This window comes from Dactylosporangium sp. NPDC051541 (assembly GCF_044454505.1).
GTDB lineage: Bacteria > Actinomycetota > Actinomycetes > Mycobacteriales > Micromonosporaceae > Dactylosporangium.
In genome coordinates this window covers 124,936-139,278 of the sequence record NZ_JBITDU010000003.1, presented here as the reverse complement: position 1 = coordinate 139,278, position 14,343 = coordinate 124,936, and the positions used below count along the sequence as shown (strand labels likewise).

16 protein-coding genes and 1 pseudogene are annotated in these 14,343 nt (G+C 66.5%); 15 read left to right on the top strand and 2 right to left on the bottom strand.

The window, feature by feature from the left end:
• Positions 1 to 83: 83 nt before the first annotated feature.
• Positions 84 to 1,118, bottom strand: coding sequence for a ribosome small subunit-dependent GTPase A (gene rsgA / locus ACIA8L_RS14780; RefSeq protein ID WP_395906265.1), 1,035 nt, complete (start codon positions 1,116 to 1,118; stop codon positions 84 to 86).
• Positions 1,119 to 1,216: 98 nt separating this feature from the next.
• On the opposite strand from rsgA, the gene ACIA8L_RS14775 reads away from it, so the two are divergent.
• The 11 genes and pseudogenes from ACIA8L_RS14775 (at position 1,217) to ACIA8L_RS14725 (ending at position 9,917) form a co-directional block, all read left to right on the top strand.
• Positions 1,217 to 1,651, top strand: coding sequence for a hypothetical protein (locus tag ACIA8L_RS14775; RefSeq protein ID WP_395904480.1), 435 nt, complete (start codon positions 1,217 to 1,219; stop codon positions 1,649 to 1,651).
• Between the two features lie 10 nt (positions 1,652 to 1,661).
• Positions 1,662 to 2,330 carry a maleylpyruvate isomerase family mycothiol-dependent enzyme gene (locus ACIA8L_RS14770; protein WP_395904479.1) on the top strand — a complete coding sequence of 223 codons (669 nt, stop codon included), beginning with the start codon at positions 1,662 to 1,664 and terminating at the stop codon, positions 2,328 to 2,330.
• Positions 2,327 to 2,923: an MBL fold metallo-hydrolase gene (locus ACIA8L_RS14765; RefSeq protein ID WP_395904477.1), complete on the top strand. Its 597-nt coding sequence runs from the start codon at positions 2,327 to 2,329 to the stop codon at positions 2,921 to 2,923. Before ACIA8L_RS14770 ends, ACIA8L_RS14765 begins: the two co-directional genes overlap by 4 nt.
• Before the next feature lie 420 nt (positions 2,924 to 3,343).
• Complete coding sequence (locus ACIA8L_RS14760; protein WP_395904475.1) at positions 3,344 to 3,553, top strand: type II toxin-antitoxin system VapB family antitoxin; 210 nt, start codon at positions 3,344 to 3,346, stop codon at positions 3,551 to 3,553.
• On the top strand, positions 3,550 to 3,975 hold the full coding sequence (locus ACIA8L_RS14755) for a PIN domain nuclease (protein WP_395904473.1): 426 nt from the start codon (positions 3,550 to 3,552) through the stop codon (positions 3,973 to 3,975). The genes ACIA8L_RS14760 and ACIA8L_RS14755 overlap by 4 nt, the downstream gene beginning before the upstream one ends.
• Positions 3,976 to 3,997: 22 nt before the next feature.
• Positions 3,998 to 4,180 (top strand): annotated as a pseudogene (locus ACIA8L_RS14750) (MBL fold metallo-hydrolase); the annotation flags it as partial.
• Positions 4,181 to 4,232: 52 nt separating this feature from the next.
• On the top strand, positions 4,233 to 4,442 hold the full coding sequence (locus ACIA8L_RS14745) for a hypothetical protein (RefSeq protein ID WP_395904471.1): 210 nt from the start codon (positions 4,233 to 4,235) through the stop codon (positions 4,440 to 4,442).
• Positions 4,439 to 4,822, top strand: coding sequence for a hypothetical protein (locus tag ACIA8L_RS14740; RefSeq protein WP_395904469.1), 384 nt, complete (start codon positions 4,439 to 4,441; stop codon positions 4,820 to 4,822). The genes ACIA8L_RS14745 and ACIA8L_RS14740 overlap by 4 nt, the downstream gene beginning before the upstream one ends.
• Positions 4,726 to 5,478, top strand: coding sequence for a DUF2637 domain-containing protein (locus tag ACIA8L_RS14735; protein WP_395904468.1), 753 nt, complete (start codon positions 4,726 to 4,728; stop codon positions 5,476 to 5,478). Before ACIA8L_RS14740 ends, ACIA8L_RS14735 begins: the two co-directional genes overlap by 97 nt.
• Before the next feature lie 90 nt (positions 5,479 to 5,568).
• Positions 5,569 to 6,960 carry an IS1380 family transposase gene (locus ACIA8L_RS14730; protein ID WP_395904467.1) on the top strand — a complete coding sequence of 464 codons (1,392 nt, stop codon included), beginning with the start codon at positions 5,569 to 5,571 and terminating at the stop codon, positions 6,958 to 6,960.
• Between the two features lie 401 nt (positions 6,961 to 7,361).
• Positions 7,362 to 9,917, top strand: coding sequence for a hypothetical protein (locus ACIA8L_RS14725; RefSeq protein ID WP_395906263.1), 2,556 nt, complete (start codon positions 7,362 to 7,364; stop codon positions 9,915 to 9,917).
• A gap of 194 nt (positions 9,918 to 10,111) precedes the next feature.
• Here the strand turns inward: ACIA8L_RS14725 and ACIA8L_RS14720 are convergent, their stop codons facing one another.
• Positions 10,112 to 10,495, bottom strand: coding sequence for a hypothetical protein (locus ACIA8L_RS14720; protein ID WP_395904465.1), 384 nt, complete (start codon positions 10,493 to 10,495; stop codon positions 10,112 to 10,114).
• 216 nt (positions 10,496 to 10,711) lie between these two features.
• Here ACIA8L_RS14720 and ACIA8L_RS14715 point away from each other — a divergent pair, with 216 nt between their 5' ends.
• The 4 genes from ACIA8L_RS14715 (at position 10,712) to ACIA8L_RS14700 (ending at position 14,326) form a co-directional block, all read left to right on the top strand.
• Entirely contained in the window at positions 10,712 to 11,878 is a 1,167-nt protein-coding gene (locus ACIA8L_RS14715; RefSeq protein ID WP_395904463.1) for a helix-turn-helix transcriptional regulator, read from the top strand.
• A gap of 10 nt (positions 11,879 to 11,888) precedes the next feature.
• On the top strand, positions 11,889 to 12,623 hold the full coding sequence (locus tag ACIA8L_RS14710) for a 5-formyltetrahydrofolate cyclo-ligase (protein WP_395904461.1): 735 nt from the start codon (positions 11,889 to 11,891) through the stop codon (positions 12,621 to 12,623).
• A gap of 589 nt (positions 12,624 to 13,212) precedes the next feature.
• Positions 13,213 to 14,130, top strand: coding sequence for a replication-relaxation family protein (locus tag ACIA8L_RS14705; protein WP_395904459.1), 918 nt, complete (start codon positions 13,213 to 13,215; stop codon positions 14,128 to 14,130).
• Positions 14,120 to 14,326 carry a hypothetical protein gene (locus ACIA8L_RS14700; protein ID WP_395904457.1) on the top strand — a complete coding sequence of 69 codons (207 nt, stop codon included), beginning with the start codon at positions 14,120 to 14,122 and terminating at the stop codon, positions 14,324 to 14,326. Before ACIA8L_RS14705 ends, ACIA8L_RS14700 begins: the two co-directional genes overlap by 11 nt.
• Positions 14,327 to 14,343: the final 17 nt, after the last annotated feature.

Below are 14,343 nucleotides of genomic sequence, written 5' to 3'. Positions count from 1 at the left end.
CAGCCGACAACTCTAGCCAGGGGGTATGACATTTTTTGGCCGCGGCCCGTCCGGCGGTGCTCGAACGGGGGAAACGCGGCTGCTCATCCCCTGGCCGGCCGTCGACGTTCGCGGTTTTCGCGACGCACCCGCCGTACCGATGCCAGCTTCTGCTCTTTTTGCAGTTTCTGCCAACTGGCGTAACGCCGGGCGCTCAGCTCGCCGTCCTCGACGGCGGCCCGGACGGCGCATCCGGGCTCCTCACCGTGCCGGCAGTCCTGGAAGCGGCAGCCCTGCGCGAGCAGCGTCACATCGCCGAACGCGCGGTCGAGGCCGGCGGCGGCGTCGAACATGCCGACCAGCCGGACGCCGGGCGTGTCCAGGACCGCACCGCCGCCGGGCATCGGTATCAGCGCCCGGTAGGTGGTCGTGTGGCGCCCCCGCCCGTCGGCCCGCAGCGCCCGGGTCCGCATCACCGGCGCCCCCGCGAGGGCATTGACGAGGCTCGACTTGCCGGCCCCGGACTGCCCGAGCAGCCCCAGCGTGCGCCCGGGCGCGACCAGGTGCCGCAGCCCGTCGATGCCCAGCCCGGTCCGCGCGCTGACCGCGTGCACCGTCACTCCCGACTCCCGCCCGGGCATCTGCAGGGCGAGGGCCTCCGGGTCCGCGGCCAGGTCGGCCTTCGTCAGCACGAGATGCGGCCGCGCCCCCGACTCCCAGGCCAGGGCCAGGAGGCGCTCGATCCGGCCGATGTCGGGCGACGGGTCGACCGGCTCGACGACCGCGACGGCGTCGATGTTGGCCGCGAGCACCTGGCCGAAAGAGTCCTCGCCGGCCGTGGCACGAACAATTGCCGTTCTTCGCGGGAGTACAGCCTCAGCTGTGACTTTCCCGTCCGGCCACTCGCGCACCACCAGCCAGTCGCCCGCGCACGGCAGCGCCCGCGGATCGTGCGCGGCCCGGGCCAGCAGCCCCCCGGCCACACTGGCGCGCACGGGCCCGGCGGCGGTCAGCGCCGTGCAGACGCCCCGGTCCACCCGGCTCACCCGGGCGGGCCGATGCCCCGGCAGCGCGAACGCGCGCCCGTAGAACTCGGCGAAGCCGTCGTCCCACCCGAGGGCCGACAGGTCGATGGTCACGGTCACCCTTCCGATCTGATCCGAACTCGTGTTCGGAAACCCACGGTAGGTAGCGCGTCCGCAACGCGAAACCGAATATCGGGGCTATGGTCGGGGACGTGCTCCCCTCGCATGTGCTGGCCGGCGCCGTCGGCCTCCGCCTCGAACGGGCCGATGTCCAGTGGCACGTCTCCCCCGGTCAGGACGACTCGCTCATGCGGTTCTGGCTGACGTTCGGCGGGGTGTCCTACGGCTTCCACGTCGGTGCCGAGGACGAGATCCTGGACGTGATCGTCGAGGAGCGCGGCACGGACGCGGACATGGGCGTCTACGGCCGCCTCGAGGTCCGCCCGGCCACCGGCACCGACCCCGCGGCCTTCGGCGTCGGCCAGCGGCTCGTCGCGGTGCATGATCTTTTCGCGGGGTACCTCGGCAAGCCCATCGGCGCCCGCCTGTCCTTCGAGACCGTCGACCTCAGCGTCGCCGACTGGGAGGACGAACTCCACTGGGCCGTCGGCGACCTCCCACGCGAGGTGGGCGTCCGGCAGCGATAGTGTGGACGGCGTGACCGCCGATCCGCTGGCCCTCAACGCCGAGCTGGAGCGGGCCACCACCCGCCTCCTCACCACCGTCGAAGACCTGGACCTCGCCCCGCCGTCCCTGTGCCCGGGCTGGACCCGCGGCCACGTGGTGACCCACCTGGCCCGCAACGCCGACGCGTACATCAACCTGCTGACCTGGGCCCGCACCGGCGTCCGCACCCCCGCCTACGCCTCCCCGGCCGCCCGCGAGGCCGACATCGAAACGGGCGCCGGCCGCCCCGCCGAGGCCCAGCGCGCCGACCTGGCCGCCGCCGCCACCCGCCTGGCCACCGCGATCGACGCCCTCCCGCCCGAAGCCTGGTCGGCGACGGTCGCCCTGCCCTCCGGCACCGAGATCCCCGCCGCCCGCCTGGTCTGGTCCCGCCTCTGCGAGGTCGAACTGCACCACGTCGACCTGGCCGCCACCTACCAGCCGTCGGACTGGCCCGAAGCGTTCTCCCGCCGCCTCCTGCACGACCCGGCCACCCCCCGCGCCGCCACCCTGACCACCCCCGACGGCACCACGCTGCTGACCGTCCCCGACGCCCCGACCGTCACCGGCGAGATCCACGCCCTGGCCGCCTGGCTCACGGGCCGCAGCGACGGCGCCGACCTGACCGGCGACCGGCCCAACCTGGAGGCCTGGAAATGAGCACCGGACTCGAGATCACGTCCCTGTCGGTCGGCCCGATGGACAACAACGCGTACCTGCTCCGCGACCGCGCGACCGGCGACGCCGTGCTGGTCGACGCGGCCAACGAGGCCCCACGGCTGCTGCGGTTCATCGAACCGGGCGGCATCCGCGCGGTCGTGACCACCCACCGGCACCCGGACCACTGGATCGCCCTGGAGGAGGTGGTCGCCGCGACCGGGGCCGAGTCCCTGGCCCATCCCGCCGACGCCCCGGAGATCCCCGTGGTCACGGGCACGCTGAGCGAGGGCGACACGCTGCAGGTCGGGACCTGCGCGCTCTCCGTCATCCACCTGGTCGGGCACACACCGGGGTCGATCGCGCTGTACTACGCGGAGGACGGCGGCCACCTCTTCACGGGCGACTCCCTGTTCCCCGGGGGTCCTGGGCGGACGACAAACCCGACCGACTTCAACTCCCTGATGGACGACTTGGAGGCGAAGATCTTCGGCCCGCTCCCGGACGCGACGACGATCTACCCCGGCCACGGCAAGGACTCGACGCTCGGAGCCGAGCGCCCGTCCATCCCCGAGTGGCGCGCCAGGGGCTGGTAGGCCGCCCAGTGCTTATGGGCACTTCCCGCGAACACCGGCTGATCGAGCGGTCGCCCCGGTGGGCCGACCGGGGCCGACCCTCGCTCATGGGCCGCCACGTCCCGTCCCGCCGTTCTCCCCCCAAACGGGCGAAGAGTCTTGCCGCTGCGGTCATGCGTCCAGTGTGCCCACCCGCCGATAGAAGTCCCGACCAAGTCGGCGAGAGCAGGCGACGGCTCCCGAGCTGGTCGCGATACGTATCACGCGGGTCAATCACTCGGTCGGCGATGAGCGATGCGAGCACTCCGGGAGGTGATGGCGCGCCGGAGCTCGACCGGGCGGCGTTCAGCGCCGGCCGACTGCGAGACTTGAAGGCGACGACGTCCCCGTGTGGCCGTCTGTATATACTCGAGAGCACGTCGAGATATACGGGAGCGTCCGATGACCAAGGTCCTTATCGACATTGATGACGACGCGCTGGCCGAGGCGTCCGAGCTGCTCGGCACCAAGACCAAGAAAGACACGGTCAACACCGCGCTTCGCTCCACCGCCCAACAGCTACGCCGGGCCAAGGCACTCGCACGCCTGGCCGAACTTGGCGAGGCCGGTGCCTTCGACGAGCTGCTCGACAAGTCCACATACCGCAGATGACCCCAGTACGCTTCCTGGTCGATACCAGCGCGTTGGTGCGCTTAGCACGAAACCATGACGTCCGCGCTCGATGGCAGCCTCACATCACCGCGGGCGTCGTCGGCATCTCCCCGATCACAGAGCTGGAACTGCTCCACAGTGCACGGTCGAAGACTGATCGCGAGGAGTGGTTAGAGCTGCTCAACGCCACCTTCGCGTGGGTACCGATGCCGGAGCGGGTCTTTGTCCGCGCGGCCGAGGTCCAAGCCGCCATGACGGCCCGAGGCACCCACCGCTCTGCAGGAGCGGTGGATCTGCTGCTCGCAGCGACGGCCGACCTGAACGGGCTGACCCTCGTGCACTACGACCATGACTTCGACGAAGTGGTCAAGACGACCGGCCAGTCGACCGTATGGCTGGCCCCTCCGGGCTCAATCCCCTGACGGAGTTCCGGTCGAACCAGCCTTCCCCGGGGGTCCTGGGCGGACAACAAACCCGACCGACTTCAACTCCTTGATGAACGACCTGGAGTCGAAGGTCTTCGGCCCGCTCCCGGACGCGACGACAATCTACCCCGGCCACGGCAAGGACTCGACGCTCGGAGCCGAGCGCCCGTCCATCCCGGAGTGGCGCGCCAGGGGCTGGTAGCTCGTCAGCTCAGGACTCCCGACATTGTCCCCTATGTCGAGGAGTCCAAGCTATGGCTGTATCACCCAACCTGCTGGTGTGGACATTGCTACGCCTACCAGTCGCAAACGCAATCCGCGGCCCATACGTGATCGAACTCCTCAAGGGCCTCCTGGAAGTCCTTGAGGATAAGGACGGAACCAACGACGCCGAGGCGTACACCGCCTTCCGCCGCACAATCGGCATGCTGGCCAACCTCGCCGACGAGGGCCGCCGCCGATGAGCGCCACTCCCCCGACCTTCGCCGCGGCCACTGAGCGGAACCCGTTCCAACAGCTACTCGATCTCTACAACCACGCCCACCGCGCATCGCCAGCCGCGACGAAAGCTGACGCCCTGGCCGAGCTGGCGTTGTCCGCCGCGGTCGTGTCCTGGTGGATCAGATGGCAGCCGATCACGATGCACCGGGTACTGCTCGGCGGCGCAACGTTGGCGGAACTCGCCTCGGCCACCGGACTTACCGAGGACGAGGTGCACGAGCGGTGGTCGCACTGGACGGACGTCCAATGCGCCCTGGACATTGGCGGACGCCCGGCGCTGGCCCCGGACACAGTCGCGGACATGCGGACGCGTCTCCATCTCACCGCTGTCGAACTGCCATGAATGCAATGCGGCTGGCTCGAACCGCCAGTACCGTCGCGGTCGCATCGATCGCAGCCTGGTCTTCGTGGAGTCACATGGTCCACGTGGCTCTGAGGTTTGGAGAGCGACCGGAGGTAGCGTATGTCCTGCCGCTCTCGGTGGACGGCATGCTCATCGTGGCCACGACTGTGATGGTCGACGACAAGCGGCACGGCGGACGCGTGCGATGGTCCGCACGGATCGCATTCGTGGCAGGCGTCGCCGCCAGCGTCGGCGCCAATATCGCCGCGGCCGCGCCAACCATCGGCGCGCGAGTTGTGGCAGCCTGGCCTGCAATAGCTCTCCTATTAGTAGTCGAGATGCTCGCGCGCACTTCAACCTCGACAAACACAGGCGCTGCGGAAGTGAGGTCAGTCATAGAACCGTCAACGCCACCGACCTCCGGCACGCCGTCCACCGGCTCATCGGCAGCGACGGGAGAAAAAAGACCAGGCGTGGCAGTCACCCGGAAGACTCAGACCCGACGGTCGGCAGCCGAGACCAGCCAGGCGATCGCGAATCTTCGTGAGCAGCGGCCCGCAGCGACCGCTGCCCACATTGCGGCTTCCCTCGGTATCTCAGAGCGGCATGTGCGCCGACTGCTAAGCCTCGATCCACCGATGGGCATCGAGATGTGATGGTGTCGGGGGTATGGGAAATGCCCTCTGAGCTGGGATGATGGGAGTTCTCTAGGCTTCCGTCATCCAGTTCGAGAGGGCATCTCGTAGGTGCGATTGTTGCATGCCGGCCGTGCGGTGGGCGCGGTGTTCGATGAGGAGAATCTGGTGTCGTGCGCGGGGCTGGTCCCGGTGATGGGCCTGGCCGAGCAGGTTGGTCTGGCCGGGTTGGTCGAGGCGAGGGTGCGGCCGGACATGTCGACGGGGTCGAACCCGGGTGGGAAGGCCGCTGCGGTCGTGGCCGGGATGTGCGCCGGCGCGGACAGCATCGATGACCTGGATGTGCTGCGGCACGGCGGTATGGGCCGGCTGTTCACGGGCGTATACGCGCCGTCGACGTTGGGGTCGTTCCTGCGGTTCTTCACCTGGGGCCACGCCACGCAGCTGGAGGCCGCGGGCCGGGACCTGCTGACCGCTCTCGCCGCGGTGACGCCGTTGCTGCCGGGCGCGGCGACGCAGACGTATGTGGACGTGGACTCGTTGCTGCGCCGCGTCTACGGCCACGACAAGCAGGGCGCGTCGTTCGGGCATGCCAAGGTCGGCGGGTACCGCGTCCGGTTGCGTGGCCTGTCACCGCTGATCGCCACGATCAGCACCGACCGGTCGGCGCCGGTGATCGCCGCGACCCGGCTGCGCGGCGGCAGCGCCGGTTCCAGCCGCGGCGCCGCATCACTGATCACGCAGGCGATCCGCACCGCCAGGGCGTGCGGCGCAACCGGCCGGGTCCTGGTCCGCGCCGACTCAGCGTTCGGTTCCGGCGCCGTGGTGTCGGCCTGCCGCAACGCCGGGGTGAACTACTCGGTGACCCTGCAGACCAACCCGAAGATCCGCGCGGCCGTCACCGCGATCGACGACACCGCGTGGACCCCGGTGCGCTATCCCCACGCCGTCCAGGACCCCGACACCGGCGACTGGATCTCCGACGCGCAGGTCGCCGAAACCGGCTACACCGCGTTCGAAACCAGCAGCCATAAGGTCACCGCCCGGCTCGTCGTCCGGCGGGTCAAGGAACGCAACCCCGCCCCGCCCGGGCAGGAAGCACTGTTCCCGCTCTGGCGGCACCACGTCTTCCTCACCGACACCGACGAATCGACCGTCGACGCCGACCTCACCCACCGTCGGCACGCCGTCGTCGAACAGGTCTTCGCCGACGTCATCGACGGGCCCCTGGCCCACCTGCCGTCGGGCCGGTTCGCCGCCAACGCCGCCTGGCTCACCCTGACCGCCATGGCCCACAACGTGCTCCGCGCCGCCGGCACCCTGATCGGACCCCGCTACAGCACCGCCAGAGCCGCGACCATCCGCCGGCACCTGATCAACATCCCCGCCCGGATCGCTCACCGTGCCAGACGCGTCATCCTGCACCTGCCCGACCGGTGGCCCTGGCAGCAGCCGTGGCAATCCCTCTTCGACCACATCCACCCACCACCAACCGGCATCTGAACCCCGACCAACCGCCGCCAAGGCCCAACCACCGTCACGGAGCACACCGGAGCGCCCGGCGGGACAACCACACCCGCCGAACATCACATCCACATACATCGATGCAAGCCCCTATCGGCCACCGAACCCAAAGGTCATCGGTGGATCGAGGCTAAGTGAGCGTGAGCGTGACGGGGTGACGCAATGACAAGTTCCGTCTGCTCCGGCAACGCCGAACTTGAGAGCAACGGAAGCGGCCAGCAGCTCCGCATCCTGAGGAACACTCACGATACCTCAGGCATGATCAAGAACCGAATGGCACGACTGGCAGCAGGCAGCCAGGTGGTTGGAAGGTTACGCGACACACACCTGGACCTGGATGAGCCGCCCTCGACCGGATGGCGCACAATCGCGTCGTGACGATGCCGAAGCCGGCCAACGCGACTCAGCAGGTCGTACTCGAAACAATCTGGGACTTGCTGTTGCGCAACGGCCGATGGCCCGACTTCCATGAACTTGATCAGCACCTATACCGTGCGCAGGATCTCGATGCGGCCAACCTGCTGCCGGAACTGCCGCCGGGTCTAATCTATGGCGTCGACACCGGCAGCATCATGCCTATCGCAGGAACAACAACGATCGGACTGACGATTGCGGGAGTCGCTGCGACTGGACGCGCAGACCGCGAAGTCAACCTGTTCCTAAACGTTGTGCGCCATGCGGTCGAGTTGCAGCGCAACCATGACGCGCCAATTGATCAACCGCACCAACTCGCGAGCCTGACCGCGGCAGATGCCGCAGCACTCCTCGGACTGAACATGCCAGAGGACGCGGCGCTGCTAAAGCGACTCGGCGCGATCTTGCAAGTGGAGCGATGGGGGTCAACGAGTTTCGGTGCGATGGGTACCGACGCGTGGGAAGCCCGCATCGGTAGGGAAGTTCGCCGGTTTCGCCACGTTCCTGACCTGGCTACATACTGGGACCGTCGTCTCAAGCACTGGCTGCCCAGCGAGCCTCGCCCTGAGCCCAAGCCAGAACCCGCTTTGACGGTTGTCGAGCCAAATTCGGCGGTTCGTACCTTCGACGAACAGCTTGGTGGCGACGAAGCGTCCAACCACATCGATGTACTGGTTATTGCGGCCATCCCGGAGGAGTTCGACGCGGCTAAGGCAGCGGGCACGGCGAGCGCTCCAACGGACTCAGGTGTTTTTCTATGGAATGCGTACGATATGGACAGCATCCCGCCCTTCCTGAGAGGCGAATACCGCGTCGACGGACACACCAGGTTTACAGTCGCACTGGCTCGGCCGACACAGATGGGCGGTCGAGCTACCGGAACCTTTGCTACGTCCCTGGTCGATCACCTGCAACCTTCGTCCCTCGTCATGTGCGGCGTGTGCGCCGGCAATCCCACAGACACAGCCCTAGGTGATGTCGTTGTGGGTGAGCCAGTCTACGAATGGGACGAAGGAAAGCTGTCCCCATCAGGATTCGAGGGCGATCACAGACAGTTCCGGTTGAGGCGTCGGTGGCTCCGTGCTGCGCAGGACTTCAACCCCAGCAACTTGGAAAGTTATGGAGCCGCTAGCGAGGAAGAAGCACTGTTCTGGTTCCTTGAGCAGCTACACCGAGGGCAGCAGCCACGCAATCACCCCTCTCGCGATGCTTACTTCCCGCGTGGTACTTGGCAACAACGTGTAACAAAGCTTGAGAATTCGGGCCTGATCCAACGAGAGCCCACCGGCGAAGCTGCTCTAACTGATAGCGGTTCCGACTTCGTGCAGCGACGGCTCTACGACGACGTCGACGGCCCTCAGCGGCTTCCGTTCCGCGTTCACGCCGCGCCCATGGCCAGCGGCAGCGCCGTGATCTCCGATCCCGCTGTCTGGGGGCGACTAAAGGCGATGGGCATGCGGAAAATCGCCGCCGTCGAGATGGAGGCAGCGAGCATCGCGACTATCGCTGACGACCGACGGCTCGCTTGGCTTGTCGTAAAGGGCGTGATGGACCACGCGGATACCAGAAAAGACGACCGCTACAAGCAGTTCGCCGCCCGCGCTTCCGCGCAGGTGATGTGGGCTTTGCTGGAGCGTTTAGCGCCCGACATGGAGCGAGGCGAACCGCAACGTGTCGTCAAGACAACCGCAATCGCCAACCAAGCCATCGCGCCTGCTTCTAGCCGTGGAAGCGGCGTCGAGGCGCGCGTGCGGGCAGCAAAGTCCGCCAGCGTAGACATTGTGTCGTTGCTCAACGAGGTAGCTGCCAGCGATCCAACGCCGAGCCGCTCAGCTTCCGCGAATGGCCGCCTATACCTCGTCGCCCGCCCAGTGGGTGCCGCGGATGACGCACTCGCGAGCGTCAGCACCATGTCCGCAGTCGCGGATCTGGATGCCGTTGTCCGACAAGCGGTCGCCGCGCGCGGAGGAAGATCTTTCTCGCCCGACCTCGGCAGTGGTGTTTGGCGTCGCCGTAGTCGCGGAATGGTTAATGAGAGAGGCATCCGCGACGACGGGTCTGTTCGAGAAGACTCCTTGCTAGTTCTCCAAGTACAGGAGAACGGCAGCATAAGCCTGCTGTGCGGTCGGGCAACTACGAACGCCAACTCTCGGTGGCGCCGCGTCGGATCCATCGATCAACCCGGCGAATATCAAGTGGTATTTCCGAACCTAATCCTCGGACTAGTGTGCGGAACCCTACGGGTAGCCGCCGACCTAGCTGATCGCTATGCCGATTACGACGGAACTTGGGCTATCGGCGTACGCCTCACCGGAATTAGGGCAGCAATTGCTTACGATTATGTTCAAAACGGGGACGAGGATGAAGTAGAGCCGTACGACTCGGATATATACGAAAAGACAATCACGTCCAGCACTGCAGAAATTCTCGGAAATCCTGAATATCTCACCGAACAGCTTGTCGGGGCACTACTCCGCGGCCTCAGTATCGATAGTCTCTATCTGCCTTACAAGAAGTCCTGAGCAATATCAACCGTGCCCACCTGGTCGATTCACATCCGCTTCTTCCGGGTTCCACCTGTCCATTTCGACTACAACGAATCCTCGCCATCCAGCTTGTCTACACTCGCCAACTCAACTCACGCCCCAGATCCACCTGCTTCGACAAGCTGACCGGGAGGAAGCCTCGATTTCCTTTGCGCCCAAAGTCATTCAGGCTATACATTACGACATTTCCACAACTTCCGAACCCTTGCAGACCAATGCAAACATAGAACGACCTCCTCTTCAATCGGCGAATAGTCCCGGTCGCAGCAACCGGCATCCGATACAACTCCCTGCTGGACCTCGTCACAATAGTCTCCAGCAAATTCTGCTAGCGCGTTGGGTCGAAGTTCACCACCGATGCAGTACTGGCGACGGTCAACCAGGGTCAACCCGAGCCAACGGTCGACGATATCCTCAACGACGCACACGCGGTCGCGATAATCCGGGACCAGGGTGCGGATGAGCGGGATGACCACGACGGCTACCTCGACACACAGCATAGAGCGGTCAAGGGCGGCGTTTAGATCCTGGATACGCTTCTCTAGATCCTGCATCAAGCACTCCCATTTTCAGATCGATGGTCGGCGCCGAGGCGAGCGGGCTTAGCTACCAGCACCCGCCTCGGGCCCTTTGTCCACCGAACCGCCTGCGCGGCTCCGCTCCCATTGCGGCGACTGCGCAGAACTGTTGCATCGTTGTTGCGCTGCTCGCCTTGAGCTGCGTGAATGAACCCAATGCCCACGGCCCAAGAACTTGATAGGAGACAGGGGATGGCCGGTCGGCGATACCGGCTGATCGAGCGGCGCAAGGCCGTCGGGCTCAGCCAGGAGCGCCTCGCCGAGATCGTGGGTGTGGATCGCTCGACAGTTGTTCGGTGGGAACGTGCGGATACGACGCCCCAGCCCTGGCATCGGCCGCGACTCGCTGACGCTCTCAAGGTCTCGATCGACGAGCTGGCCGAGCTGGTTGCCGATGTCGGGGAGCCGCCGGCCCGGCTCGACGATCGGCTCGGCTACGTGCTCCGGCACCCGAGACGAGTGGACCTGGTCACCGTCGCTTACCTACGCGAGCAGGTGCAGCGGTTCGATGAGCTGTACGAGTCGACACCTTCGACGCTCCCGTTGGCCTCCGTTGGCCAGCTCCACGGGCAAGTGACGTTCCTTCGCCGACACGCGAGTGGCGGTGCCGTCCAGCGTGAACTCGCTGCGGCGACTGCTGAGTCGGCCACGTTGATGGGTCAGCTGGTCTGGGACGCCTCACAGCGGCGGGACCACGCCGTCGCGGGCGCGTACTTCGATCAGGCGGTGACCGCCGCCCAACAGGTACCAGATGCCGTGGTCGAGGCAAACGCGCTCCTGCGCAAGAGCTACATCGCGCTCTACGGATCGGCCAATCCGGCGGCGGGCCTCGCGCTGGCTGACAGGGCTGCCATCAGAAGCGAACGCCAGAGCCACGTGATCACAAGCCTGGCCAGGCTTCATGTTGGCGAGGCGCACGCCATGTTGGGCGACGTCCGGCAGTGTGAAGCCGCCCTAGGGTGTGCAGCCCACCACATCGGGCACGTCGAACCAAACGACCCCGCTGCGGTGCTGTTCTGCCCGAGCCAGTACGGCCGGTTGGCGGGCTCGTGCTGGTTGTTCCTCGGACGACCCCAACGAGCCGAAGAGGTCTTGGAGTCGACCCGGCAGTACCTCACCCAACAGCGCAAGTCGACGGCGATCGTGTTGGGTAACCTGGCGCTCGCCGCTACCCAACAGGGACAGATCGAGACCGCGACCGCACGGCTGCATGAGGCCATCGACGTCTGCGAGCGCACCCGCGGCGGCGGTGGACTGAACGTCGTCTTCGGCGCTGCCCGAGAACTGCGTCCATGGCGTCGGGAGCCGATTGTCGAGGAGGTCACGGATAGGCTGTTGTCGTTGATGACGACGGCCTAGGAGCCAAACTGTGCCCAACAGCGCGAACGACGAACGGAAGAACGCCGTACGCCAGCTTGTTTGGGACAGACTCCAGGCCGAGAAAGCGGCGCCGCCAGACGTTCATGGGCACATCCCCAGCTTCTTCGGCGCCGAGGAGGCTGCCGCGCGCCTTGCCCAGCTCGAGGTCTGGCGCTCGGCGACGGTCGTCAAGGCCAACCCCGACACCGCCCAGCTACCCGTCCGGGTGGCGGCGTTGAACGCGGGCAAGCTGCTGTACATGGCGGTGCCGAAGCTCGCCACGATCGAGCCCTTCTACCTCCTTGACCCCGAGAATCTCAGCGCACCGGCCGACGTTATCGCCACCAGCGCCGGCGCCGCCGAGCACGCGGAGCGAGTCGTTGTGGCTCGGATGCGGCCGGTCGACTTCATCGTCTGCGGCAGCGTGGCGGTGAACCGGGCCGGTGTGCGGATCGGGAAGGGTGCCGGGTACTCGGACATCGAGCTGGCGCTGCTCGCCGAGGCTGGACTCATCGGCCCGCAAACGACCGTCGTCACAACTGTTCATCAGCTCCAGGTGGTCGACGACGACCTACCGGAGACGGAGCACGACTTCAGTGTCGACCTGATCGTGACCCCGCAAGAAACGATCGTGTGCGGTCCGCCGCGACGGCCGACCGGCATCATCCCCGGCCACCTGACCGCAGAGAAGATCGAGGCGATCCCGGTGCTTGCGGCCTACGCCAACATCGAGCGCCCTCGCTAGAGCATTTGCGTCATCTGAGGTTTGCGCCGAATCGCTTGACCATCGGCAGAGCGTGCCGCCTCATGGTTCAAGTATCCCGTGTGGCTGGTAGCTTTCCGCCGGGGTTCGTGCCCACGCAGCTGGCACCGGGCGGCTCCGACGTTCGGGCGTACCTCCAATCAGGTACCCACGCCGGTGAGTTGAGCCCCGGTATCCGGTAAGTGCGATGTGTTGGACTGCCCTGCCGTTCGCGAGGTGCGCTGCGAGCACGAACGGCCGGCCGCTGCGACGCGTCGCGATTACTGGCACCCGCTCCTCGTCGCCGTCCAGCCCCGTACCACCCCGGCGTGCAACCATGCCGTCGCAGCGCTCCAACACGACCCATGGAGTGCCCATTGCTGTACGCGTCGCACGAACCACAATCGGATGTCCTCACCGCCGTCCGCTTGGATCGACAGCCGGATGTCCCGCTTGAACAGGACTCCCCACAGGACTCGAAGCCTGACCCAACAGCGCAGGTCAGCGGCTGGCCGAACTGGTCGGCCACTGCTCCGACAGACCCCTGCAACGGGGGTCTCCCAACGGGGAGCAATGCCGGAAGGCGGCGCCGTTGACAGAACCCATCATGCGAGTCCAGTCGGCACTCACCGAGCGAGACATGGTGTTGCTCGGCTGGCTATCGGATCACGGCGTGTTGACCAGCACACAGATTGCTGCGGCCCTCTACCCCTCGGTCAACTTCGCCCAGCGACGGCTCCGGAAGCTGCTCGCGCTCCGGGTCGTCGACCGCTTCCGGCCGCAGCGAGCCGACGGTGGCTCGTACCCGTACCACTACGTCCTCGCGCAGCTCGGCACCGAAGTCGTTGCCGCACAGCGAGGTGAAGACCTGCCGCGCAAGGACCAGGCACGGCAACGTCGCTGGCACCTCACCAACCGTGCCAACCTGCCGCATCTCCTTGGTATCAACCAGTTCTTCATCGACTTGGCGGCGTACGCGCGCACCAACGAGGGTGTCCGTCTGAGCCGCTGGTGGCCTGCGGCTCGCTGTCAGGGAACGGGCGCCTTCGCCGAGCCGAGCGACCCCGTGGACGTTTGGGCGTACAGGGCGAGCGTGCGTCCCGACGGTCACGGAATCTGGGCCGAGGGTGACCACACGGTTTCGTTCTTCATGGAGTACGACACCGGCACCGAGCCCCAGCACAAGCTGATCGACAAGATCGAGGGCTACGCCAGGCTCGCACGGATCACCGGCCGGCCGTGGCCGGTGCTCTTCTCGCTGCACAGCGCCGCCCGAGCCGTGAACCTGCACCGACGCCTCGCCCAGCAGCTGACTCCGGTACCAGTCGCCACCACCGTCCGAGCCGACGGCCGATCCCCGGCCGAGTCGGTCTGGTGGCTCCACCGTCACGAAGGCCCGCTACTCCCCATGATCGCACTGCGAGGAAAGGAGACCGAATGCCGCAGAGCTGCCGCACCCGACCGCCGACCTGTGGAGGGAAATGCCTCGACGCCGCGATGTGGCACGTGACGCCACCGCGAGCAATGCGAAGCCAACGCAGTCGGAGGTAGACGCCGACAACGGTCGGTCCGCGCGACGCTGGACCGAGGAGGAAATCGACCAGTATGTCGAAGAACTCGTACGCAAGGCGCCACCGCTCACCTTGGAGCAGTACACGAAGCTGGCCTCAATTTATCGCGAGGATGAGGGGCGCGACGCCGCCTGAGCCCTTGGCCGGGTTGC